The 25,937-nt window shown below is 36.9% G+C and carries 20 protein-coding genes; 15 read left to right on the top strand and 5 right to left on the bottom strand.

What is annotated here, in order from left to right:
- Positions 1-354: 354 nt before the first annotated feature.
- The 3 genes from ACMA47_RS04205 to ACMA47_RS04195 form a co-directional block, all read right to left on the bottom strand.
- The gene (locus ACMA47_RS04205; RefSeq protein WP_114821157.1) at positions 355-1,950 is read right to left on the bottom strand and encodes a peptide chain release factor 3; all 1,596 of its coding nucleotides are present in this window, start codon (positions 1,948-1,950) and stop codon (positions 355-357) included.
- Positions 1,951-2,111: 161 nt separating this feature from the next.
- The gene (locus tag ACMA47_RS04200; RefSeq protein ID WP_413928796.1) at positions 2,112-2,822 is read right to left on the bottom strand and encodes a hypothetical protein; all 711 of its coding nucleotides are present in this window, start codon (positions 2,820-2,822) and stop codon (positions 2,112-2,114) included.
- A gap of 13 nt (positions 2,823-2,835) precedes the next feature.
- On the bottom strand, positions 2,836-3,528 hold the full coding sequence (locus ACMA47_RS04195) for a hypothetical protein (protein ID WP_413928795.1): 693 nt from the start codon (positions 3,526-3,528) through the stop codon (positions 2,836-2,838).
- A gap of 108 nt (positions 3,529-3,636) precedes the next feature.
- Between ACMA47_RS04195 and ACMA47_RS04190 the strand changes: the two genes are divergently transcribed.
- The 8 genes from ACMA47_RS04190 (at position 3,637) to ACMA47_RS04155 (ending at position 16,379) form a co-directional block, all read left to right on the top strand.
- Complete coding sequence (locus ACMA47_RS04190; protein WP_413928794.1) at positions 3,637-4,467, top strand: lysostaphin resistance A-like protein; 831 nt, start codon at positions 3,637-3,639, stop codon at positions 4,465-4,467.
- A gap of 41 nt (positions 4,468-4,508) precedes the next feature.
- Positions 4,509-5,084 carry an RdgB/HAM1 family non-canonical purine NTP pyrophosphatase gene (gene rdgB, locus ACMA47_RS04185; RefSeq protein WP_413928793.1) on the top strand — a complete coding sequence of 192 codons (576 nt, stop codon included), beginning with the start codon at positions 4,509-4,511 and terminating at the stop codon, positions 5,082-5,084.
- 68 nt (positions 5,085-5,152) lie between these two features.
- A complete protein-coding gene (locus ACMA47_RS04180) occupies positions 5,153-6,067 on the top strand; it encodes a ribonuclease Z (protein WP_034695314.1) in 915 nt (304 codons plus the stop codon).
- A 7-nt stretch (positions 6,068-6,074) separates the two neighbouring features.
- On the top strand, positions 6,075-6,845 hold the full coding sequence (locus ACMA47_RS04175) for a TIGR02757 family protein (RefSeq protein ID WP_413928976.1): 771 nt from the start codon (positions 6,075-6,077) through the stop codon (positions 6,843-6,845).
- An 11-nt stretch (positions 6,846-6,856) separates the two neighbouring features.
- Positions 6,857-7,423, top strand: a complete 567-nt coding sequence (locus ACMA47_RS04170; RefSeq protein WP_034695317.1) for a DUF1003 domain-containing protein — start codon at positions 6,857-6,859, stop codon at positions 7,421-7,423.
- Positions 7,424-7,619: 196 nt separating this feature from the next.
- Positions 7,620-9,980 carry a choice-of-anchor L domain-containing protein gene (locus tag ACMA47_RS04165; protein ID WP_413928792.1) on the top strand — a complete coding sequence of 787 codons (2,361 nt, stop codon included), beginning with the start codon at positions 7,620-7,622 and terminating at the stop codon, positions 9,978-9,980.
- Positions 9,981-10,148: 168 nt separating this feature from the next.
- Positions 10,149-13,733 (top strand): choice-of-anchor L domain-containing protein, encoded by a 3,585-nt coding sequence (locus tag ACMA47_RS04160; RefSeq protein WP_413928791.1) that lies wholly within the window; start codon positions 10,149-10,151, stop codon positions 13,731-13,733.
- A gap of 288 nt (positions 13,734-14,021) precedes the next feature.
- Positions 14,022-16,379: a choice-of-anchor L domain-containing protein gene (locus tag ACMA47_RS04155; RefSeq protein WP_413928790.1), complete on the top strand. Its 2,358-nt coding sequence runs from the start codon at positions 14,022-14,024 to the stop codon at positions 16,377-16,379.
- 129 nt (positions 16,380-16,508) lie between these two features.
- Here the strand turns inward: ACMA47_RS04155 and rsmA are convergent, their stop codons facing one another.
- Positions 16,509-17,279: a 16S rRNA (adenine(1518)-N(6)/adenine(1519)-N(6))-dimethyltransferase RsmA gene (rsmA, locus tag ACMA47_RS04150; RefSeq protein ID WP_413928789.1), complete on the bottom strand. Its 771-nt coding sequence runs from the start codon at positions 17,277-17,279 to the stop codon at positions 16,509-16,511.
- 91 nt (positions 17,280-17,370) lie between these two features.
- On the opposite strand from rsmA, the gene ACMA47_RS04145 reads away from it, so the two are divergent.
- From ACMA47_RS04145 to ACMA47_RS04120, 6 genes are all read left to right on the top strand, one after another.
- A complete protein-coding gene (locus ACMA47_RS04145; protein WP_114821147.1) occupies positions 17,371-18,270 on the top strand; it encodes a cell division protein FtsX in 900 nt (299 codons plus the stop codon).
- A 2-nt stretch (positions 18,271-18,272) separates the two neighbouring features.
- Positions 18,273-18,569 carry a DUF3098 domain-containing protein gene (locus ACMA47_RS04140; RefSeq protein WP_079241025.1) on the top strand — a complete coding sequence of 99 codons (297 nt, stop codon included), beginning with the start codon at positions 18,273-18,275 and terminating at the stop codon, positions 18,567-18,569.
- 96 nt (positions 18,570-18,665) lie between these two features.
- Positions 18,666-19,484, top strand: coding sequence for an undecaprenyl-diphosphate phosphatase (locus ACMA47_RS04135; protein WP_413928788.1), 819 nt, complete (start codon positions 18,666-18,668; stop codon positions 19,482-19,484).
- Positions 19,485-19,504: 20 nt separating this feature from the next.
- Entirely contained in the window at positions 19,505-20,203 is a 699-nt protein-coding gene (gene truB / locus ACMA47_RS04130; RefSeq protein ID WP_129037073.1) for a tRNA pseudouridine(55) synthase TruB, read from the top strand.
- 272 nt (positions 20,204-20,475) lie between these two features.
- Positions 20,476-21,198: a 23S rRNA pseudouridine(2604) synthase RluF gene (gene rluF / locus ACMA47_RS04125; protein WP_062671111.1), complete on the top strand. Its 723-nt coding sequence runs from the start codon at positions 20,476-20,478 to the stop codon at positions 21,196-21,198.
- A 221-nt stretch (positions 21,199-21,419) separates the two neighbouring features.
- Complete coding sequence (locus tag ACMA47_RS04120; protein ID WP_413928787.1) at positions 21,420-22,592, top strand: hypothetical protein; 1,173 nt, start codon at positions 21,420-21,422, stop codon at positions 22,590-22,592.
- An 80-nt stretch (positions 22,593-22,672) separates the two neighbouring features.
- Here the strand turns inward: ACMA47_RS04120 and ACMA47_RS04115 are convergent, their stop codons facing one another.
- Positions 22,673-23,899, bottom strand: coding sequence for a hypothetical protein (locus ACMA47_RS04115; protein WP_413928786.1), 1,227 nt, complete (start codon positions 23,897-23,899; stop codon positions 22,673-22,675).
- A 403-nt stretch (positions 23,900-24,302) separates the two neighbouring features.
- Here ACMA47_RS04115 and ACMA47_RS04110 point away from each other — a divergent pair, with 403 nt between their 5' ends.
- Positions 24,303-25,931 carry a T9SS type A sorting domain-containing protein gene (locus ACMA47_RS04110; RefSeq protein ID WP_413928785.1) on the top strand — a complete coding sequence of 543 codons (1,629 nt, stop codon included), beginning with the start codon at positions 24,303-24,305 and terminating at the stop codon, positions 25,929-25,931.
- Positions 25,932-25,937 lie beyond the last annotated feature (6 nt).

Here is a 25,937-nt window from a genome sequence, read left to right as displayed (position 1 = left end):
TTCAATATTTTGTATTTGTTTTACAAAAGATTTACAAAGCGTTTTTCTGGGTTTTGATGGGGAAAGAATAGAATTTATCTTTTATAAAGGATCATTTAATAACAGTATTTTATTACTTGTGGATTTGGATTCCCACGGAATGGCAAACAGAACGCTGAATTTATCCATACACTTTATCGTTTCACCAAATATGAGTTTGGAAATCTAAAAATTCCCATCCTCTGGAGGGGTGGCAAAAATTCAAAGAATTTTTGACGGGGTGGTTTCATACGATATATTATAAAAAAATCCGCAGAAAACTTCTGCGGATCTATATTGTAAACAATTTCGCCTTTTTGCGATTTTGCCTTTTATTTAGTTTTCTCTGAACTCACTGATGAAGTGTAATTTCACATTCGGGAATTTCTCCTGCGTCATGTGAATCGTGAAAGAAGAGTCAGCAAGGAATACCAATTGATTGTACTTGTCTCTCGCCAGGAATCTCTGCTTTAATCTTGCAAATTCTTTGAATTCTTCAGACTTCTCATCAGCTTCTACCCAACATGCTTTGTGCATAGATAACGGTTCATAAGTACATTTTGCACCATATTCATGTTCTAAACGATATTGGATAACTTCGTACTGAAGGGCTCCAACTGTTCCAATGATCTTTCTTCCGTTCATTTCAAGCGTAAATAACTGCGCAACCCCTTCATCCATCAGCTGATCAATACCTTTCGCCAATTGCTTAGCTTTTAGCGGATCGTTGTTATTGATATAACGGAAATGTTCAGGAGAGAAGCTTGGAATCCCTTTGAAGCTTAATTTTTCGCCACCAGTCAATGTATCTCCGATTCTGAAACTTCCAGTATCATGTAAACCAACGATATCACCAGGGAAACTTTCTTCCACCACTTCTTTTTTATCTGCAAAGAATGCGTTAGGAGAGGAGAACTTCATTTTCTTACCTTCTCTTACCAGTAAATAGTTTTCGTTTCTTTTGAAGGTTCCCGAAACAATCTTGACGAAAGCAAGTCTGTCTCTGTGCTTAGGATCCATATTCGCGTGGATTTTGAAAACAAATCCTGTGAAAGTGCTTTCCTCAGGTTTTACCAGACGGGTATCACTTTCCTTAGGCTGTGGCATTGGAGCAATATCAATGAAAGCATTCAATAATTCACGTACTCCAAAGTTATTTAAAGCTGATCCAAAGAATACCGGCTGAAGATCACCTTTCATATAATCCTCACGGTTAAATTCAGGATAAACAGACTGGATAAGATCAAGCTCTTCTCTTAAAGTTTTGGCTGCTTTTTCACCAATCACATCATCAATAGCTGTATCATTGATATCATCAAACTTAATAGAATCTCCAACTTTCTGCTTTTTCTCTTCCAAGAATAACTGAATATTGTCTTCCCAGATGTTATAAATTCCCTGGAAGTCACTTCCCATACCAATTGGTAAAGAAAGAGGACAAACTGTTAATCCTAATTTTTGTTCTACTTCATCCAAAAGATCGAAGGCATCTTTACCTTCACGGTCCAGTTTATTGATGAAAACCAGCATCGGAATGTTTCTCATTCTACAAACCTGTACCAGTTTTTCAGTCTGTTCCTCAACCCCTTTTGCAACGTCAATCACAACAATTACAGAGTCTACAGCAGTTAAGGTTCTGTAAGTGTCCTCAGCAAAGTCTTTGTGACCAGGAGTATCAAGAATGTTGATTTTGTGGTCTCTATATTCAAAAGCCAATACGGAAGTTGCTACGGAGATCCCTCTCTGTCTTTCAATTTCCATAAAGTCGGAGGTAGCTCCTTTTTTTATTTTGTTGGATTTTACCGCACCCGCTTCCTGAATAGCTCCCCCGAAAAGAAGTAACTTTTCTGTAAGAGTTGTTTTTCCGGCATCCGGGTGGGAAATGATCCCGAAGGTCTTTCTTTTTTGTATTTCTTTGATTAAGTCTGACATATCGTATTTTGAAGTTGCAAAAATCGTGATTTTTTATGAGGTTTTCAAATTTAAATGAAGACAATATTAATTAGGAAGAAGAATAGAAGGATATTCAGGTTTCAGAATGATGAATATAGCTATGAACCGGTCAATAGCTGGCTTTTCTTCAATGCAGCTTATCAGACTATTATTTTTATTAACAACATAAAAACATACACCAGTCCGGCAGCAATCAGGATAACAATGGCTGCCATGATATATTCAAATATCCCAAATTCTGTTTTTTGTGGTTCTGAACTAAGATTGTACTGATCAATCGTTTGTTGACTTATTCTCAGATCCGGACGAAAGTGTTGAATCCCTTTTAGAAAATGACGGTACAGATTATATTGGTTGCTTAAAATTACCAGTTCAAAATTGAAATCAACACGTGTTGGTCCAATCTCTCCTGCCTCATTTTTAAGGTAGACCTGCAATGTCGTTTTGCCAGATTTTACGGTCTGGGTGTTGAAAACATGTACATCGGTGGATGAGTTCTGAGCTGGCTGAAGGTCTTGATATAATATGGTTTCAATGATTACATTCCGGTTGTTGTAGAATGTTACTCCTTTTTCATCCACAATGGCTTTTCGGATCTTTTGTTTTTTTCTGTACGTTAAAGCCATTATCAAAGCGATACAACAAAATATAAGAAGCAGTTGGGCAATAAGAAGCGTGAAAAAAATGCCAAGATCATGTTCCAAATATGGCCTGAAATTATTGTAAATAAGATTGAAAACAACCCCGATTACCACCATAATCAGAATGACAGCGATCCAGAGAATTCCCATTAGAAAATAAGTAATGGGTGTATTGATTTTGGACTCTATGGTCTGGAATTTTTCAATCATATTAATTCTTAGCTTAAGTTAACAAAAAAACAAGCCCGCATATAAGTGCTGTAATAATAAGTGCGGCCAGCATTAAAAGCCAGCCTCCCAACGAAACCCCTTTGCTGTTCACTTTCCATGTTTCTGTATTAATAGAATAGCTTCGGAAAACAAAAGGATCTATTGTTAAATCAGGACGGAAAGTAACAATACCATGTAGGAAATGGGCATACAAAGTAGATTTGTTTTTTACCACTCTCAAAGGGAGATTCATATCAATACGTCTTGTAGTCTCGTCTTTTTTATTTGATAGAATTGTTACCTCCAGTAAAGGAGCAATACCTGATCCCACGGGATTGACTGTGTAAATATCAAAATTCTGTTTTGAAGGGCGGAGATCTGTGTAGAGGATCTGATCTGCAATTTCATTTCTTGAATTATAAAATAAGAGGCCGGTTTCATCAACCACAATTGTATGAGCCAGTTTTTTCCTTTTAATAATATAATAGCGGATTGCAGGAATCAAAATCAGCAATGAAAGTCCCCAACTGATAAGGGTAGGGTACAGCATAGCTTCAAATCCTCTTTTGTAAATTCCGTAGATAGGACCTAAAACAAAAAGCAAAACGAAAGGAATAAAGATCACAAAGAAAAGCACATTCAGAACAATGGTCATCAATCTGTTGGTTGTAGACTCAAATCTTTGGAATGGAGATTCTGTATTCATTTTGTGATGTTCATGGATAAAGGAACGAAAATAAGAAATTCCTTTTTTAGTTGCCTGTAGCAGTCAAAAAAATTATCTTTGTTTCTCATAAACTTTTACAGAGAAAGGATGGAAAATAGCAAATATCCGAAGTTTACGTTCACATGGTTTGGCGGTGTTGTTTTGGTGGTTGGATTATTCGTGGGAACAATGGCCGTTTCTTTATTCAGCACTTTTTGGAAAGTTGTTTTCAGAGAAAATATTGAATTGAAAGACTGGTTTCTGATGGTAGCAAATTCTGTGGGATTCCTTACAGCTATTGCTTTCTTCGATTTTTTCATTGTAAGGCGTACCACTCAAAAGAGGCTTAACTTTAACTTATCATCGGTTAATTTTTCTACCTACCTTCTCATCTTTCCAATGATGGCGGGAATGATGTTTATTTCCGAATTTATTGCCGCTCAGATCCCAACCACAGGACCATTTTTCGGTGAATTTTATGAGTATTTTACCCAATTGATGAGCCAATTGACAGATAATCCTGTTGTAATGATTATCATGACCGTTATTATGGCTCCGATTTTTGAGGAAATTATATTCAGAGGAATTATCCAGAAAGGATTGATCAATAAAGGAGTAGAACCATGGAAGGCGATTCTGTATGCTTCCATTATTTTTGGAGTGGTTCACGGAAATCCATGGCAGTTTATCAGTGCGGTGATGCTGGGCTGCGTATTGGGATTAGTCTATCATAAAACAAAGTCTTTGCTGATGCCGATATTGCTGCATGCGTTTAATAATTTAACCCTGTCGTTATTGGTGCTTTATGGTAAAGATGAAAGTTTTGCAAAGGTTCTTCGTGTTTCAGAATGGCTTATTCTAGCTGTTGGAATTGTACTTTTCTCTTTGTTCTATTATCTTTTTATGAAAAAGTATAAAGTACATTATGCTGAAATGTAAGTAACCCGATTAAAAAAGTAAAATTGAAAATGAATATAGAAATGGAATTATTAGTAGCTACACACAACGAACATAAAAAAGAAGAAATCCAACAGATACTGGGAAGTGATTGCGTGGTGAAAAGCCTTACCAATTATAATATTCACGAAGAAATTGTAGAAGATGGCGATTCTTTTCATGCCAATGCTCTGATCAAGGCCAAATATTGCTTTGAAAAAACAGGCGTTCCAAGTTTGGGAGACGACAGCGGTTTGGTAGTAGAATCTTTGGATGGAAGACCTGGAATTTTCTCAGCCCGTTATGCCGGAGATCATGATTTCGCAAAAAATATCGAAAAGGTATTGGAAGAAATGCAGGGAATTGAAAACAGAAAAGCTTATTTTGTGACGGTTCTGTGCTACTATGATGAAAACGGTGCTCAATATTTTGAAGGCAGAGTTCATGGAAATTTATTGACAGAAAATAAAGGTTTCAAAGGTTTCGGATATGATCCGATTTTTGTTCCTGAAGGATACGAAAGAACCTTTGCGGAAATGGATCCTGAAGACAAGAATAAAATCAGTCACCGTAAACAGGCATTAGACCTATTTATGGATTTTTTAAAAGTAACTGATTAAGTTTAAATATCAGGACGAAATCCCCATTTATATTTTCTGTTGTACATTTGTTATCATAAATTATTGATTTGAGTACTTATTTAACAATATTAGGTTTTAACTCTGCGATTCCAACCATCAATACATCACCCACAGCACAGCTGCTGGAAATGGAAGAAAGACTCTTCCTGATTGATTGTGGAGAAGGTACACAGGTACAGCTGAGAAAGGCAAAAGCAAGATTTTCAAAAATCAATCATATTTTTATCTCCCATCTTCATGGAGATCATTGTTTCGGACTTCCGGGGCTTATAGCCTCTTTCCGTCTTTTAGGAAGAGATATGCCTTTGCATGTTTATGGTCCTAAAGGAATTAAGAAGATGATGGAAACTATTTTTCAGATTACAGAAACCCATCGTGGTTTTGAAGTGATTTATCATGAACTGGATAAAGATTATTCTGAAAAAATATATGAGGATAACCGGGTAGAAGTATACACTATTCCCTTGGATCACAGGATTTACTGTAATGGATATCTTTTTAAAGAAAAACCGAAAGACAGGCATCTTAATATGAAAGAGATTGCCAAGTACAGCGAAATTGAAACCTGCGATTATCACAATATCAAGGCAGGAAAAGATTTTGTACTAAGCGATGGTTATGTCCTTAAAAATGAAATTCTGACTGTTGATCCGGCCCCATCAGTATCCTATGCGTTTTGCAGTGATACCCGTTATCTTGAAAGTGTGATTCCTATTATTAAGAATGTTACAGTTTTGTATCATGAATCTACATTTTTACATGATTTGAAGGAAATGGCAGATTATACGGGTCACACCACAGCTTTGGAAGCAGCTACCATTGCTCAGAAAGCTCAGGTTGGAAAACTGATTTTAGGTCACTTTTCCAACAGATATGGAGATTTGACTGTATTTACTGATGAAGCGAGAGAAATATTTCCCAATACATTTTTACCAAAAGCATTGGAGAGTGTAAAGATTTAGAATGAATATGTTGAAATTTGAAGAACTCAGAGATTTTCTCAACGAAAAAGCAGATCAGTACAACGCTCCTGATTTTATTGAAAATGACCCGATACAGATTCCACATCGTTTTTCTTTAAAACAGGACATTGAAATTGCAGGATTTCTGGCAGCTACAATCTCCTGGGGAAACAGAAAATCGATCATTAATTCTGCAGATAAAATGCTTGATGTTATGGGAAATTCTCCCTATGATTTTGTGATGAATTATTCTGAAAAAGATCTGGAAAGTATTCAGGATAAAAGCATTCACAGAACGTTCAACGGACAGGATTTTTCCTATTTCATCAGACAGTTCAACAGGATTTATAAAGAAAATGAAAGCCTGGAAAGTCTATTTGAAGTCAACAAAACAGAGAATAACTTTCTGCACGCGATAGAAAGATTCAGAAGTGGTTTCCTGGAAACAGAAAAACACAGAAGCCATAAACACATCAGTTCACCTTATAAGAATTCCTCTGCCAAAAGGATTATTATGTTTTTGAGATGGATGGTGCGTAAAGATAAAAGGGGAGTGGATTTTGGCATCTGGGAGAATATAGACCAGAAAAATCTTTCTATTCCTCTGGATGTGCATACCGGAAACATCTCCAGAAAATTAGGCTTGGTTTCCCGAACACAGAATGATTGGAAAACCGTAGAAGAGCTTGATATTGCCATCAGAAAATTTGATGAAAAAGACCCTGCAAAATATGACTTTGCATTGTTTGGATTAGGAGTAACAAAGGAACTGTTGTAAAAATATAAAGGATGAAAAAATATAACGAAAAAACAGAAGTTCTTGAAAAAATAGCGGACAGCATTACATCATGGATAGGATCTATCCAGTCTCTGGTTGTGCATACCCTCTTGTTTCTTACTTCGTTTTTGCTTCCGATGCTGAATATTGTTGATTTTGATAAAATGCTTCTTATCCTGACGACTGTACTTTCTCTGGAAGCTATTTATCTGGCGATCTTCATTCAGATGTCTGTGAATAAAAGCCACGAGAAAATTGAAGATATCCAGGAAGATATCGAAGATATTCAGGAAGATATTGAGGAAATCAGCGAGGATATTGAGGAAATCAGTGAAGACATTGAAGAGATCAACGAGGATATCGAAGACATTCAGGAAGATATTGAGGAAATCAGTGAGGATATTGAAGAAATCAATGAAGACGAAGATGAAGAAGATCACAATGAAAGAGCGAAAAACGTAATACTCAAGAGCAATGTAAGCTCGAACAAGAACGAAATTAAAGCGTTAAAAGATATTATCTCCCAGTTGCAGAATGAAATAGACCAATTGAAAAAAGATGATAAACTGCCGGAATAAAGAGTATTAAAATATAAACAGATCCATTCTATGGGGTCTGTTTTTTTTATGTCTGAATCTTTGGGTTTCATGATTTACGGAAAATGTAATGATAAGAAAAAAATGTTATGAATCTATTGCTCTATTTATAAAATAGTAATGTTGTAGGCTGAATTAGTATAATTATTTTTGCTACATTTGAACAAATGAAAACAAAATGTTAATCTATAGACTAAAAAACTATTTTTTCCTTTTTTCTTTTTTATTGATTTCTGCTTCTGCATTTTCTCAAACGAGACCTGTCAGAAAATCAGAAAAGATAAAACCCTCTGCTGCAGCTCTCAGGGCCGGAGCATTCATTGATGTGAATGTACCTCCTTATACGCCTTCAAACTATACGCCGGAGCAGTTGGTAAAGAATATTTTGATCAATGGCGGTACCAACTGTACAACAGCCAATGTGACCAACGTTACAGTATCTCCTAATCATGAAGTAGGCAACAGCAACAGATTCTGGGGGTATTTTCATAAAGGAACAACCAATTTTCCTTTTACGGACGGAATTGTCCTGACTACAGGATATGCTTCCGAAGCAGGGAATAATTATGTGGCTGCTGTTGGACAATCTGTGGGAACAGGAAGTGATGCCGATCTTGTAGCAGCTACCGGAGCCAATGTCAGCTTAACGGATGCAGTAGCTCTTGAATTTGATTTCGTCCCGAATTCAAACCAGGTAAAATTTAATTATATATTCGTTTCAGATGAATATACTTCCAACTATCCTTGTACAGGATATTCTGATGCATTTGCTCTTTTGTTAAAGAAAGTTGGAGATCCTACCTATACTAATCTTGCCATTTTGCCAGGAGGTGCAGGGCCTGTAAGTGCTACCAATATTGTTCCTGCTGGAAACGGATTCAGCTGTGGACCTATCAATGCAAGTTATTTTGGAGCATTGGCGAATCCGCACTTAGTGATCAATTATTTTGGAAGAACAACTCCCTTAACAGCAATTGCAGATGTAATTCCGGGACAGACTTATCATTTCAAAATGGTATTGGCAGATGCAAAAGACCCTTCCCATGACTCTGCGGTTTTCCTGGAAGGAGGATCTTTTGATGTGGGAATTAAAATTGTTGATGAAGCTGGAGTCGTGTTACCAGGTACCATCAACATGTGTGATAATACCCCGAAACAGTTAAAAGCGCAGGTAGCAGCAATTCCAGGAATGACTTATCAGTGGTATAAAGATGGAGTAGCTATTCCAGGGGCAACCAGTGCTGTGTATGTAGCTACCCAACCGGGAGTTTATACGGTAAAAGTAATGGTTCCGGGGAATCAGTGTCCAAGTGAAGCTACTATTACCATTATCGGAGGAACGAGCCCTACCGTACAGAATGCCGAGCTTAAACTCTGTACAACACCTGCAATTACCAGTTTTAATCTGGAAACAGCAAAACCTCTTATCAGTACAACGCAGGGAGCAGTATTCCGTTTCTATGCGAATCAGGCTGATGCACAGGCTCAAAATAACAGTTATATCACCAATCTGACCAACTATGCGGGTACAGATGGACAGATATTATATGTACTGGTTTCAAATGGAGCTTTCTGTAGTAAGATTGCAACATTAACTTTAAGAAAAGAAGAAACACCAACGGCTTTACTTACAGCACCAAGATTGAAAATCTGTGCCGGAGAATCTGTATTGCTTACAGCTACAGGTGGAGTAACATACCAGTGGAGTGATTCTGCAAGCACCACCGGAGGAATAAGAACTGTAAGTCCAACTCAGACTACCACCTATACTGTATATGCTATCGGAGCTCAGGGATGTAAATCTCTTCAACCGGCACGTATTACCATTGAAGTAGTACCGGCCATTGTTTCAAACTTGAAAGGAGGACACATCTGTCAGGGTGATAAAATTGTTCTGGATGCAGGTTCAGGTCCTGGATATACGTATCAGTGGAGTTCTGGTGAAACAAGTCAGAGCATTACAGTAGCTACTCCTGGAGAATATTCGGTAACGATCAGTAACGGAGTTTGTTCAAAAGAGTTCAAAACTCAGGTTATTAAAGCCGTGATTCCTGAGGTAATAAAAGTAGATTATAGTGAGAATGGAGTTATGATTGTTACAGCAAGTAATCCAAGTAACGGTATCCTGGAATATTCAGTAGATAACGGGGTTACATGGCAGTCTTCCAATGTGTTTAATAATGTGCCTAAAAATAAAGTCATTTCGATCAGAGTTAGGGTTAAATTTACCAGCTGTGTAGGTTTCCTTGAATTCTTTACATTCGTGATGAAAAATGTAATTACTCCAAATGGTGATAATATTAATGATGTTATTGATTTCAGCGGGGTGGTTAATTATAAAGATTTCAGCGGACAGGTTTTCGACCGATATGGAAGAGAAGTGTTCAAAGCAGCGAAGATCAACCCATATTGGGACGGATATTTCCAGGGCAAAAAGCTTCCTACTTCTACCTATTGGTATCAGGTAACCTTCGAAGATCCTGCAAGTAAAGAACTTACTGTAAAAACAGGATGGATATTACTTAAAAATATAGAATAATTTAAACTATAACTGAAAGACTGACTATTTCGTCAGTCTTTTTTTATTATTTTAAAATAAACAGAGTTGATATTCTAATATAAATAAATTTGCGTTAGTAATAATGTAAATTGTGTTAACTTGAATTTCAATCAAAAAAAATAGTATTTTTGTTCAAAATAATATAAAATGTTAAATAGGAGGAGAGGAAATTTATTTTTAGCGTTATTTTTAGCTTTCATGGGGAACTTTATTTGGGCTCAAAATAAAGGAAGGGTAGAAATTGCTGCAAAACCTAAAGCTGCTTCTTTGAGGGCCGGTGTTTTTATAGATGTAAACGCACCTAGTTACCCGGAATCAGGCTATCCTATAACCCAACTTATCAATGATGTACTTATATCAGGAGGCTCTACTTGTACCAGTTCAACGGTAAGTAATGTAACCGTTTCTCCGAACTTGTCTGCCACTAATCAGAACCGTAGCTGGGGATATTTTAATAAATCAAATACCAACTTTCCTTTCAGTAAAGGGATTATACTTTCAACCGGATATGCCAATAAAGCTGGGAATACTTTTCAGGGAACATTAAGTGATGATCTGGGAACCGGAGGAGATGTAGATCTTGCGAACGCTTTAGGGATTGCTAACAATAACCTAACCAATGCAACCTCTATAGAGTTTGACTTTGTAGCTGCTTCTACTGAAATTACTTTCAGATATTTATTTGCTTCTAAAGAATATCAGCAAAACTTTCCATGTACTATTACAGATGGTTTCGCTTTGCTGTTAAAAAAATCCACCGATCCTACTTATACCAACCTTGCAGTACTTCCGGGAGGAGCAGGACCTGTAAGTGTAACGAATATTCACCCGCAATATCAAAACTGCGGGCCTAAAAATGAAGCTTATTATGGGGGAACCAATACTGCTCAGATTGAAACCAATTTTAACGGACGCACCATTCCTCTTACAGCAAAGGCAACCGTAATTCCGGGGCAAACCTATCATTTTAAAATCGTGCTTGCAGATTATCAGGATCCTAACTTTGATTCAGCAGTATTTCTTGAAGCAGGATCATTTGATATCGGGGTGAAAATTCTGGATCCGGCAGGTGTACAGCTTCCTGCATCTGTAAATATGTGTGATAATACACCACAGACTTTTACAGCTTCTGTTCAGGGACCCAATATTACCTACCAGTGGTATTTAGGTACTAATGCGATTCCAGGAGCTACGAATGCAAGTTATACTGCAACACAGCCAGGTGTATATACCGTTAAGGTTTTCATTCAGGGAAATACCTGTCCGGGAGAGGCTACGATCACTGTGGTAGGCGGAACGTCTCCTACAGTACAGAATGCTACATTGACAGCCTGTTATGCTGCGGGAAATGCAACTTTTAATTTAACATCAGCACAAGCTTCAATAAGTACCACACCGGGAGCTGTGTTTACCTACTATACCACATTGGCGGATGCTAATGCAGGAAACGCCAACACAATTCCTAATCCAACAGCTCATCAGAGTGCAGGTGGAACAGTGTACGTAAGAGTAGCAAACGGTTTCTGTGCAAAAGTAGCACAACTCCAATTGGTAAAAGCGCCACAAATGACGCCTACTATTGCCCCTCCGGCTGTACTTACCTGTGCTACCTCTCAGACTACACTGGATGCATCAGCCTCCGTTTATCCGGCAGGAGCGACTTTCAACTGGACAACTACAGGAGGAAATATTGTTTCAGGAGGAACTACTTTAAACCCTGTCATTAATGCGGCAGGAACATATACTTTAACGATTACAAAAGTGTACCAGCCTGGAAATATCAGCTGTACAGCTTTAGGAACTGTGACCGTAACAGGAAACAGTGCTCCACCAGTTACTGGGCTTACAGCAAGCAAAATAAAAATCTGTAAAGGAGATTCTGTAACACTTACCGCTTCAGGCGGAGCTACCTATAACTGGGGTAATGGCCTTACAGGAAACGGAAGTACACAGGTTGTTTCACCTACTGTTACCACTACTTATACTGTAACAGCAGTAGGAGCAAATGGTTGTGTCTCTCAAAACCCTGCAACGATAACAATAGAAGTTTCAGAACCTTTTACAGCACAAAACGCAACACTGCACAAGTGTTATCAGCCAGGATTAACTTATAATCTTACTGAAGCTCAGCCTCAGATTACAACTACTGCAGGTGTTACTTTTACTTACTATGTCAATCAGGCTGACGCCAATGCAGCTAATGGAAACTTTATTGCAACACCTACAACATATACACCTCCAGGAGGAAGCCAGACTATTTATGTGTTAGTAAGCAATGGAGGTTGTAGCTATGTAGTATCTCTGCAATTATTAAGCACAGCCCAAACTACTCTTACCATTGCTGCACCACAAACAATTACCTGTACTACTCCTCAGATTACTATCAATGCTTCAGCATCAGTAGTTCCTGCAGGATCTACAATTGCATGGACAACAACCGGAGGAACTATTGTATCAGGAGGTAACACACTTACCCCTGTTGTAAGCGCTGGTGGAACATATACTTTGACAGTTACTAACATATCACAACCAGGAAACCTTAGCTGTTCATTTACTGCTACAGTAACAGTTCAGGAAGATAAAGTACAACCGGTTGCTGCATTAGTTTCATCACAACCTCGTATTTGTATTGGAGAATCTGTAACGTTGACTGCTTCCGGAGGGGTAACCTACAACTGGGGCAACGGTCTTACAGGAAATGGAAGTACTCAAGTGGTTTCACCTACTACAACTACTGTATATACGGTATTTGCAGTTGGAGCTAACGGATGTATTTCTGCAACGCCCGCAACTGTTACAGTTCAGGTTGGTCCACCAATAGCAGGTCTTACCGCATCTAAATTAAAAATTTGCGAAGGTGAATCTGTAACATTAACTGCTACAGGAGGAATCACTTATAACTGGGTAGGACTTACAGGAAACGGAAACACACAGGTAGTTACGCCTACAGTAACAACAGAGTATTCAGTATATGCATTAGGAGGAAACGGATGTAGCTCTGTGAATCCTGCTAAAGTTACTATTGAAGTAGTTCCGGCGATCGTTTCTACATTAAAAGATGTATTTGTCTGTGCCGGAGATAAAGGAACTCTGGATGCAGGGGCAGGACCTAACTATACTTATGTATGGAGTACAGGAGCAACAACTCAAACGATAACGACTAATATTCCCGGAACGTATTCTGTGATAATCAGCAATGGGGTTTGTTCCAAAACATTCTCTGCACAGCTTATTAATCCTGATCTGCCACAGTTTACCAATATTGTTTATGATAACCATATTCTTACACTTACGGCAAGTAATCCTACAGGTGGAACTCTGGAATATTCTATAGACGGAGGATTAACATGGCAGTCATCCAATGTATTTACAGGTGTTTTGAATAATACGATGTATTCTGTAATGGTAAGAGTGAAAGGTGCCAAATGTGGTACTTCACTGGATTACTTTACATTTATTATCAGCAATGCCATTACTCCTAATATGGATGGAGTAAATGATACCATCGACTTCACTGGAATAAGCGGTTACAAAGACTTCGCCGCTTCAATTTTTGACCGATACGGAGCGGAAGTATTCAAAGCAAGTAAAGGAAATGTTATATGGACAGGATCTTTAAAAGGAATCAATCTTCCTACTGCTACGTATTGGTACAGGGTACAATGGGAAAATCCGGCCAGCAAGAAAATGGAACAACGTTCAGGTTGGATTCTCTTAAAGAACAGAAACTAGAATTTACTAAAATAAAAAATCAACAACAGAATCTTTCAGCCATGAAAGATTTTGTTGTTTTTAAGAATAAATATTGTTGTGTTTTGTGAATTATTTGGAATAGGGGGGAGAATGTGTTAAAATATTTTGTAATACAATGCTACCACACCATTTATGATTTGTCCGAATAGGGATTGATTAATGAAAATTTACTGTAAGAGGTTCTTATTTTGTTTTTTTATGGTAAAAAATGTAAATATGTATATGATATATTTAAAAAAAAATTAAATTTGTTGAAACAAAAATATTATGAGAAGATATCTACCGCTTTGTTTATTTTTTTTAGTCATCTCGACTTTTTTATTTTCACAAGATCTGCCTCCGCGAAAACAGGCAAAAGAAATTCCTTCAAATCTATCCAGAAGGGCTGGTGCTTTTATTGATGTAAACGCTCCGCAGTATCCTGAAACCGCTTACACTATTGAAAAAATGGTTAAAGATGTATTGATCTCATCCGGGACCAATACCTGTCTTACTCCCAATGTAACCAATGTGAAGATTACTCCTAACCACGCTCCAAGTGATGCGGACAGAGCATGGGGATATTTTCATAAGGCTACAACCAATTTCCCTTTTAAAGACGGGCTTATTCTTTCTACAGGGTATGCAAGAAGAGCTGGTAACACCTTTGAAGGTGGGCTTAGTGATGTCAACGGTGGAGGATCAGATGCTGACCTTGCACAGGTGATTGGAGTAGTGGAAAGTAGATTGAATGATGCTGTACTTTTGGAGTTTGATTTCGTTCCAACAACCTCTCAGATTAAATTTAATTATCTGATCGCTTCAGAAGAATATACAGGTTCGTTCCCTTGTACCTTTGCAGATGCATTTGCTATCTTATTGAGACCTACTTCAGGTGGCCCTTATGTAAATATGGCTGTACTTCCGGGAGGAGCAGGACCGGTAAGTATTACCAATATCCACCCTGCAATTCCAGGGAGTTGTGGTGCCGTAAACGAACAATATTTTGCAGGATATAACACAGGGAACGTTGAAACAAATTTTAACGGGAGAACGATTCCATTAACTGCTACGGCAACAGTAGTAGCAGGACAGCAATACCACTTCAAAATGGTAATTGCCGATTACAGTGACCACAGTTATGACTCTGCGGTATTCCTTGAAGGAGGATCTTTCAATATTGGAGTAGACCTTTTAGATCCTGCAGGAACAAAATTACCTTCAGACATCAATGTATGTGATAATGTACCTCAGGTAATTACAGCTTCTGTAAATGACCCTAACCTTGTATATCAGTGGTTCTATAACGGTGCACCAGTACCTAATGCAACGACTAATACAATTACCGCAATACAGCCTGGTACTTATACTATCGAAGTAAGTGTTCCTGGTAATCCATGTCCGGGTAAAGCTTCCATACAGATTCACGGAGGAACAACACCTTTGGCTCAGGATGCAACATTGCTGCTTTGTACCACACCGGATATTACTACTTTTGATTTAAGTACAATTATGCCTACCATCAGCCCAACGCCTGGAGCTATCTTTAAATTCTACGAAAATCAGGCGGATGCTGTTGCACAGAATAACAACTATATTCAGACTCCTTTAAACTATAATGGTAACGATGGACAGATTTTGTATGTACTTGTTTCCAATGGAGGATTCTGTAGCAAAATTGTAGAACTGACATTACAGAAAGAAGCAACCCCAACGGCTAAAGTGAAAGCTTCCAGAATAAAAATCTGTCCGGGAGAATCTGTAACCCTTACTGCTGAAGGAGGAGATACTTATCTTTGGAGCAATTTCATGGGAACAGGGAATATGCAGACCGTTACTCTATACCAAACCACAACATTTACAGTATATGCACTGGGAGCAAAAGGATGTAAATCTCTGAATCCGGCAACAATTAGAATTGAAGTAACACCAGAAATTACCTCTACATTAAAAGATGTTGAAATGTGTGTAGGTGATATTGTTACGCTGGATGCAGGAGCTGGTGATGGTTACAAATATCTTTGGAGCACAGGTGCTACAACGCAGAAAATTAATGTAAACCAATGGGGTATTTACTCAGTGGAAATTGATAACGGTATCTGTAAGAAAGTTTTTGAAGCTAAAGTAATGGGAGCAGCAACTCCTTTCGTTACCGCTTTAAATTATGAAAGCATTAAAAAGTCAGTAACAATTACAGCGGAAAACCCGCCAATGAACAATACCCCAAGTACTTTGGAATATTCTATTGACAACGGTATTACATGGCAGGCTTCCAATGTATTTACTAACCTTTTAGATAATACAAACTACACTGTTTTAGTAAGAAGAGTAGGGACACATTGTGTGGGATCTCTTGAATTCTTTACATTGCAGATCAACAATATCATTACTCCGAACGAAGACGGAATCAACGATGTACTGGATCTTAAGGCTCTTGGAGACTTTAAAAACTTTACAGGTTCTGTGTATGACAGATATGGAGTAGAAATGTTCAGATTCTCAAAAGAAAATCCTACCTGGGACGGAACGGTAGGTGGTAAGAGACTTCCTACAGCAACATACTGGTATAAGTTCAACTTTGAGTATCCAAAATCAAAAGCTCAGATGAACTGGTCAGGATGGATCATGCTGAAGAACAGAAACTAAAATTGATAATGTACTATAAAAGAAAGCCTTTCGAATTTATTTGAAAGGCTTTCTATTTTTAACGAATAAGGTTATTGTACTTTATTCAACAAAAAAGCTCCTGACAGAGGAGCTTTTATAATAATTGTCTTATTGATTTTCTTTCCAGAGATTCGCAAAGTGTATAAAATCTGCAACACTAAGTTCTTCCGCTCTCTTATCCAAAAATTCATGTCCTTTTAAGGCTTCAGGAATGTTTAATGATTTCAGAGCATTAGACAGCTTTTTTCTTCTTTGGTTGAAACCTGTTTTTACAATCTGCTTAAACAGAATCTCATTGCCTGCAAGTCCTTCCTTAGGATTTCTTGTAAGTCTGATGACTCCCGATTTTACTTTTGGCGGAGGATTGAAGACATTCTCATGTACCGTAAACATATAAGATACATCATAATACGCCTGTATCAGAACAGAAAGAATACCGTAATCTTTAGTTCTCGGAACAGCAGCCGTTCTTTCAGCAACCTCTTTCTGGAACATTCCCACCATTTCCGGGATCAACTGGTAATGATCTACAATCTGAAACAGAATCTGTGATGAAATGTTATAAGGGAAATTTCCAATGATAGCAATCTGATCGTCTTTGATAAAACTGAAATCCTGCTTCAGGAAATCTCCTACAAAAGTCTCTTCCGTTACTTTCGTATAGTTGTTTTTCAGGTATTCAATAGATTCCGTGTCTATTTCGGCAAGGTAAATGTTCTGATCCTTTTCAAGAAGATATTTGGTAAGAACTCCCATTCCGGGACCTACTTCCATGATGTTGGTATAGTTCTCAAAACTAAGACCTTCTACGATTTTTCTTGCGATATTTTCATCTGTCAGGAAGTGCTGTCCAAGATGTTTTTTTGCTTTTACACTCAAAGTTTTTTATGATTTTATTAACAGTGATTTTCTTTATTTCGTCCCAAATTTCGGAAGATTTTTTCTATTTTAGCCAAAAATTTTAATATTAATGGCTAAATCTGTAGATGAATTTAATAAGAAAAGGCTTCGGTCCAGCAATATTACAGTAGTGATAAGTATTGCCTTAGTGTTATTTTTGTTAGGATTAATGGGGCTTATTCTGATTAATGCCCAGAAATATTCTGACTATATCAAAGAACAGTTGGTGGTGAACGCCTACTTTGATGAAAACTATGACGCTAAAGATTCTGTAAAAATTGCAAAACTTGAGGAAGAAACTTTTAAAAAGGTACAGTTATTAGCGCCTGTAAAAAAAGCGACTTATATTTCAAGGGATATGGCGGCTAAAGAAGCCAAAAAAACTATGGGAATCGACAGTGATGCATTGTTTGAAGAAAATATTTTCCCTTCTTCTATTGAAGTAGCTTTAAAACCGGAATTCGTGGATCCAGCAAAAATTGATGAAGCCATCAAAGAGATCAAATCTGTTCCTGGAATTATCGATGTTAAAAATGACAGTACTTTGATGGTAGATGTTTACAATAACCTGAGCAGAATTCTGAAATGGATCTTAGGATTTTCAGTACTGTTCTTGATATTGGCGGTTGTATTGATCAACAACTCTATCCGTCTGAAAATATTCTCGAAGAGATTTATTATTAAAACGATGCAGTTGGTAGGGGCGAAAAGAAGATTTATCCTTAAACCTTTCATCGTGGAAGCTATTATTTTAGGAGCTATCGGTTCTGTAATAGGTCTTCTGGCGTTAGGTGGAGTTTGGTACTATTTCACAAGTCAGATTGGTTCAGCTTTCGTACAGGACAACAATCAGTACTTCTGGTTAGTTATCCTGGTACTTGGAGTAGGAATTTTTATTTCTGTCTTAAGTACAATTTTCGCTACATGGAGATTCTTAAAATCAAACGTTGACGATTTATATTACTCTTAATAATGAGCAAAAAAACAAATAAATTTTCCGCTTCAGACTTTGGACATGAAGCTGAAGTACCACAGGAAAACGCTTTCTATTTTGGACAGCAGAATTTCAAATGGATGCTGATCGGATTAGCATTTATTGTAGTAGGATTTCTACTGATGATGGGACCTGACGCCAATACTGTAGATGGGAAATTTGATCCTAACTCATGGAATGACGATATCTTTTCTATCAGAAGAATCAGAATAGCACCTCTGTTTGTGGTTATAGGATTTGTCATAGAAGTGTACGCGATCTTAAAAAGAAAATAAATAAATTTTTATATTTTGAGATTAAGAGATTAAGAAATTGAGAATCATGTATTCTGAGTTTCCGGATCTCTTAATCTTTTAATTTTTTAAAGGAATATGGATTTAATCAAAGCAATTATCATTGCCATTGTAGAGGGGTTAACAGAATATCTTCCGATTTCTTCTACTGCACACATGGGATTTACTGCAAATCTTATGGGATTGGAGGAAACAGAATTTTTAAAAATGTTCCAGGTGTCTATTCAGTTTGGAGCTATTTTATCTGTGGTAGTAGCCTATTGGAAAAAGTTTTTTGACTTAAATAATATTCAGTTCTATTTCAAACTTGCATTTGCAGTAGTTCCGGCATTGGTTTTAGGATATTTATTTGATGATAAAATTGAAGCTGTTCTTGGAAATCAGATTGCGATTTCTTCCGTATTGGTTTTAGGGGGTGTTGTTTTACTGTTTGCCGATAAATGGTTTAAGAATCCTAAGATTGATGATGAAAAAGGAATTACTATAAGAAATGCTGTTACCATTGGTTTCTGGCAGTGTCTTGCGATGATGCCGGGAACAAGCCGTAGTGCTGCTTCTATCATTGGAGGAATGGCACAAGGTCTTACCAGAAAGGCTGCTGCAGAATTCTCTTTCTTCCTTGCTGTACCTACGATGCTGGCAGTAACTGTATATTCTGTTTTCGTTAAAACCTGGGGAAAAGAAACACCTAATCCGCAGAAAGGATATGAAATGATTATGGCTTCACAGGATCACATTATGATCTTCGTGGTAGGAAATATTGTAGCATTTATTGTGGCGCTTATTGCCATTAAAGCATTTATTGGAGTGCTTAATAAATATGGATTCAAACCTTGGGGCTGGTACCGTATTTTTGTTGGAGTTGCCCTGTTGATTTATTTTTATTTCTTTAAATAAGAAATCTTTTATACCCATTCATGACTGCTGAAGAACTGAAATCAGGATACATTTTTTTATTGGATAAGCCTTTGGACTGGACTTCATTCCAGGCTGTCAATAAAATGAAATATAAACTTAAAAGGGAGTTTGATCTTCCTAAAAAATTTAAAATCGGACACGCCGGAACTTTAGATCCCAGAGCAACTGGGCTTCTTATCGTCTGCTGTGGAAAATTTACAAAGAAAATTCCTGAGATCCAGGATGCTCCCAAAGAATATTGGACAGAGATTAAGATTGGTGTACAGACGGAATCCTATGATACTGAAAAGCCTGAAATTCTTCAACAGGAGATTTCCCATATTACTGAAGAACAGGTAATAGAAGTTCTGGAGAAATTTGTTGGAGAAATTGAACAGAAACCACCCGTTTATTCGGCTATTAAAATTGATGGTGAAAGAGCTTACAACCTTGCCAGAGCGGGTGAAGAAGTGGAAATGAAAGCAAGAAAAACAACGATCCATTACATCAAGGATATCAAAATTGATTTTCCTTTGGTGAGTTTTATGGTGGGATGTTCAAAAGGAACTTATATCAGAAGTCTTGCCCATGATATCGGCCAGGAATTGGGAGTAGGAGCTTATCTGACACAGCTAAGACGTACCAAGATTGGTGACTATGCCATTGAAGATGCTACAGATCAGTTCCTTAATAACGAGTACAGATTTGAAGGTCTGTAAAAATTAAACCAGCAATTCTCAGGATATTGAAAATAATACATCATCAGGAAATATTGATTATAGTATTACTTTCATAAGAATATCATTTTCTTCCTAACTTTGCATTAGGAAATCCTGAAAATACAAATTTCCTATTCAAAAAGATTGAGCCAAAAAGGAGGAATTGTTTTTGAATCAAATAAACTGAAAGATGGTTGAAGATTTTTCATAGGCTTAAGCTATGGAAATCCTGATTTCAGCAATAAAAATTATACCGGCTACGGAAAAGACTAATGGAAAAAACGCGTATCAATAAATATTTATCAGAAGTAGGATACTGTTCAAGAAGAGCAGCAGATAAACTTTTGGAAGAAGGAAGAATCAAGATAAACGGAAAAATTCCTGAGTTAGGAACCAAAGTTTCTGATGAAGATCTTGTAGAAGTAGACGGAAAACCGATCAGAGAGCCTCAGGAAAAACCTGTGTATATTGTTTTTAATAAGCCGGTAGGAATCGTTTGTACTACAGATACAAAACGTGAAAAAAATAATATCGTAGATTATATCAATCACCCCAAAAGAATTTTTCCTATCGGAAGGCTGGATAAACCAAGTGAAGGACTTATCTTCTTAACGAGCGACGGTGATATCGTTAATAAAATTCTTAGAGCGCGAAATAACCACGAGAAAGAATATCTTGTTCGTGTAGACAAGCCTATCACACCAAGATTTTTGGAAAAAATGCGAAACGGTGTTCCAATTCTTGATACCGTAACAAAAAAATGTGAGGTAGAGAAGATTGATGAAATGAATTTCAGAATTGTTCTTACTCAGGGACTCAACAGACAGATCCGAAGAATGTGTGAATATCTTGGATACGAAGTGAAAAAACTGAAACGAATCCGTATCATGAATATCAAACTTGATTTGCCGATCGGTAAATGGAGAGATATGACAGACGAGGAACTTAATACGCTCAATTCTTTGCTGGCAGATTCCAGTAAAACAATTGATTAAAAATATCTAAAATACTTTAACGGTTTCAATTTCATGCTTTCTGCTATTAACTATGGGAAGCATTATTTGCTATTGCTATTTATTGTTTTTTCACGTATTGGTGTAATATATTTTATTTTTCATTGAAAATGTTTTATATTTATAATACCAACAATAATAACCTGAAAATCATTAAATTAAATCTTAATTCAGTTCTAGTATTTATTACTTTGGTAATATGTGTGAGTTGTCAAAATGATAATCATAATTCGGATCACCCGCATGATTCTTCGTTTTACATTGATTACAGAAGTTTAAAAGGATTACCAGACGGAATTGCCGTTATTGAACTCGATCCTGAAGCACCCAATTTTGGAAATATCAGCAGCAAACTTGAATTGGGCATTGGTGTACTGCCGCATCATATTTATTACAATCAGAATGCCAATAAAATGTTCACAACTGCTTTAGGAGGCAGCTATCTCTATGAGGTAAAAACCGAGGAAGACCAAAACGGACAACCCATATTATTGAACGCAACTCCTGTTGATACGGGTGAGAATACGGTAGGAGAAAATTTATTTTTTACCAATGACGGAAGATATTTTATGACCTTTATGGGTGGGGCAGGAGGTCCAAAAGATGGTAGTATAGGTGTTTTTAATGCGGCCAATAATCAGCTTATCAAAACGATTAAAGCACCCATTCAAACTAATCCCAATAAGTTTATCATGTATCCACACGGCATTTCCATTAATGAAGAAAAAGGATTGATGATGGTATCATCCACTATTCATCCTGATCTTACTACCGGAATGGGTAATACCTGTACTTTATTAGATCTGAACACTTACGAAATAAAGGAAACCTATCAGGTCGCAGACTCTCCAACTGATTTATCTGCTCCTGTAGAAGTACTGTTACTGCGTGGAAAGTTCCTGCAATATGCACTTGCTACAACAATGCTTGGTGGAGATATCTGGATAGCTCCCTATAATGCTACAACCAAGAAATATGATTCTTTTACTAAGATTTTTGACGGAAGTACAAAAGGTTTAGGCTGGGCACTCGAAATGTATATTGATGACTCCAACAAATTGTATGTAAGTTTTGCGGAACCTGGAAAAGTACTTGTCTTTGATATTAATAATCTTCCTCAACTAAAGCTTTTGAAGACTCTTGATGCGGATAAAGGTGTACATCATATGGCTTTCTTTAAAACCAAATCAGGAAAAGATGTTGTTGCAGTACAAAATAATTTATTGGATCTTCCCAACTTAAACTCTGGTACGATCAGTATAATTGATATTAATACGGAAAAGAAAATAGGCACAGTAGATTTACGTAATAAATACGGAATACTGCCGGAATCCATTGAAGGGACTAATGGGCCAAGCAACTATATGCATCACTAAAATCTAAGATGTTATTTTACAAGACAGAACTCTTCCAGAATATTATTTTGGAAGAGTTTAAGCCTATTTTAGGGTTCATGTTATTTTACATATAATTTCATTCTTTCTTCATATTCAGGTTTCAGTTTTAAAAGTTTCCATATTTTCTTATCATCAGGGTTACTGATCCGGTAGAATATGATTTTGTCTGCTGAATACTTGAAATAAGGATGATTTTTAAGCCATTCCTCAGGTGCTTCTACTAATGAGTACCGGGGAACATTTGATATATTCAACGGGGCTATTGAAATCAGTTTTTGAACCAGATCCTGATCTATGTTGTAAGTGCTTAGAATTTGCTGCTTATTCATAAAACCTCCCAGCTTCTTTCTAAAGCCAATCAGTGAACCAGCACTTCTTTCATCCAGTCCGAATTCTATAAGCTGTTTGAAAGTAATGGTATTAAGATCTGTTTTTGAAAAATCTGTTTTTTCCTGTTGTTTTTCCTGAAGTTTGATATAAGGTTTCATCTCCTGAAATTTCTCTGCAGAAATCACAAAACATTTCTGCAGATCTTCTAAGCTTTTAAAGCTTCCCCGTAAATTTCTGTCCCGGTAATTGATGATAGTGATTGCTTGTTTTTCTGAAAATCCCAGTGCTTTCCACTCATCTAGGCCAAGCTGATTAGGATCAAATGGATGATATTGAATTTTTGATTTTACAGGATTATTCTTTCCGGAATTCCTGAAGTTTTTCGGAGTTTTTGTCGGAAGCAAAAGATAGGGTTCAAGTTTGCTGTAATTCTCCGAAGAGATGATAAAACATTCTTTAAATTTTTCTTTACTGATAAAACTTCCCCCGAGATAATTTTTATACTTTATAATGGCTTCTGCCTGTCTTTCACTAAAGCCCATTTTAAGCCAGTCATTGGCAGAAAACTGATCAGGATTGAATTTTCCTGAAATCATAATTCCTTTCTTTCCGTATGTAGTGAATCTTTTGGAATCTTCTTTTTCTGCTGCTTCAGGGAGCAAAATAAAAGAAGTCAATTCACTGAATTTCTCTTCAGAAATAGCATAACATTTTTTCAACTGCTCTTTTGACGTAAATTTTCCCCCTACAATATCTTTATATTTCAGGATGGTTGCGGTTTGTTTCTCTGAAAATCCAAGTTTCTGCCACTGTTCTTTGTCCAGTGTATTGGGATCAAAATCTGATAGGTTTACTGGTATTGAAGCATCTGTAATGAACATAACTTCAGGAAACGGTTCTTTTTCACGGCTGGTATATTTCTGATACACCAATAAAACAGTCAGCAATGTGACCATAAATGCCAATTTTTGGTAGTAGCTTTTTCTCATCATGTAGTAAACTTATGGATAAAAATAAATCACGACAATAGTTGATAATGAATTAGTTAAATATGATATAGAGAAAGTATTTAATTGTTGATAAGCTAATAGGAATATTGCCTTTTGGGCGATATAATTTCTTAATTGATATTGAATACTCTGATTAGAATTTTATTTTTTAACACGACAGGTTCTGTCGTCCTGGAGAGATATTTTTGCATTAGAATAAGATTGATATCAATATAAAATAAAGTGAATTTAATTATTAATAGTATTATTTATGGAAAAATACAATGTGTTGATTTTCGTGTCTTAATAAATATTAACTTCGCTGCGTTTTAATAAACTAATTACTAACTCAAAAAACGACAACACGGGAATGAGAAAACTTTATCTCGGTGCATTTACTTTATGCACGGTCTTGGGCGTATCTGCCCAGGAAGTGGTGTGGCAGAAAGACATCCAATCTTCTACCCAGGATTTTCTAAGCCAGGTCACTACAACCATTGATCAGCAGTATTTGATCACAGGAAGTTCTATTCAAAGCAATAAGCAACAGGCTTCAGGCAGTAAGCAGAATAACGGTTACGATTTTCATTTGGTAAAACTCAATCAACAGGGCCAAGAAGTCTGGGAGAAATATTTCTCAGGACAAAATCATGATTATTTATCAGCAACAGTTACTACACAAGATGGTGGATTTCTGTTAGCCGGAACATCTTATTCCGGAAAAGGACTGGATAAAAAAGAGGATTCCAAAGGAGGTTCAGATATTTGGCTGATCAGAATCAATGAATTCGGAGATGAACTATGGCAGAAAACTCTGGGAAGTTCTTCCGATGAAGAAGCCAGCGCTGTTATCCAAACTACCGATTTAGGATTTTTTGTGGCCGGAAACGTACAGAATTCAGCAAAAAGTTATGGATCTAAAGATGTCTGGATTACCAGACTAGATAAAAACGGAAAAGAATTATCACAATTAATTTTAGGAGGAAAAGGTTTAGATGAAGTAGAGAAGATGATTCCAACGAGAGATGGAGGAGTATTATTGGGAATGTATTCCAGAAGTTCCGAGGTTCGTGTTTCGGATTCTGAACAAGGTTCCGGGATGCGAAGTGCGGGTTCTGCATCAAACGTTCAAAACTCGACTCCAGTATCCCGAAATTCGAAACAAACTGAAAACTTCGGTGAGGGCGACTATTGGATTGTGAAATTAGACAAAAACGGAAAGGTAGAATGGGAGAAGAACTTTGGAGGAAAAGGGGATGATCATTTGAGAACCTTGGCTTTAACTTCAACTGGTTTTATCATTGGTGGAGAATCCAGATCAGAAAGATCAGGAAACAAAACCGTAGGTATTGAAGAAGGAACAGACCTTTGGTTAATTGCTCTCAATGAAAGAGGAGATGAGCAGTGGCAGAAATCCTACAATTTCAAAAACAGAGATATCCTAATGGGCATGAGTGTTCTCCATTCTGCAGATGATAAATCTTCTAAAGGTATTCTATTGGGAGGTTATACTCAGGCTGAAGGAAGAATTCAAACTGAAGATGAAACTTTCTGGATGTTGTATTTGGATCAAAACGGAAATGAGCAGTGGAGAAAGCACGTAAAGGGAGAATCCAGACAAAAAGAAGAAAGGCTTTCAGATTTAAAACTCAACAGAGACGGTTCCATTATTCTTGCCGGAACCAGTGCAGAAGAACTGGGCAAAGAGAACTGGAAAATTGTTAAACTAGGAGATAAACAGGTTGATCAGCTGATTGAAAAATATGACATTAAGATCTATCCAAACCCCGTTTCAGACTATACATATGTAGAAATTGGCTTTGACTTTAAAGAGGCTGATATTCTGTTATATGATATGAGTGGAAGACAGCTTCAGGGTATAAAAACAAAGAACAATGTGACTAAGATTAATACTCAGGCTTTGGTGCAGGGAGCTTATCTGGTGACTGTAAAAACTGATACCAATAAAATGGCGAATGCCAAATTGATAAAGAAATAGAATACA

The organism is Chryseobacterium sp. T20 (genome assembly GCF_047345655.1).
In the GTDB taxonomy this organism is placed as follows: Bacteria; Bacteroidota; Bacteroidia; order Flavobacteriales; family Weeksellaceae; genus Chryseobacterium.
The sequence above is the reverse complement of the archived record's forward strand: the minus strand, read 5'-3'. Positions and strand labels throughout refer to the sequence as shown.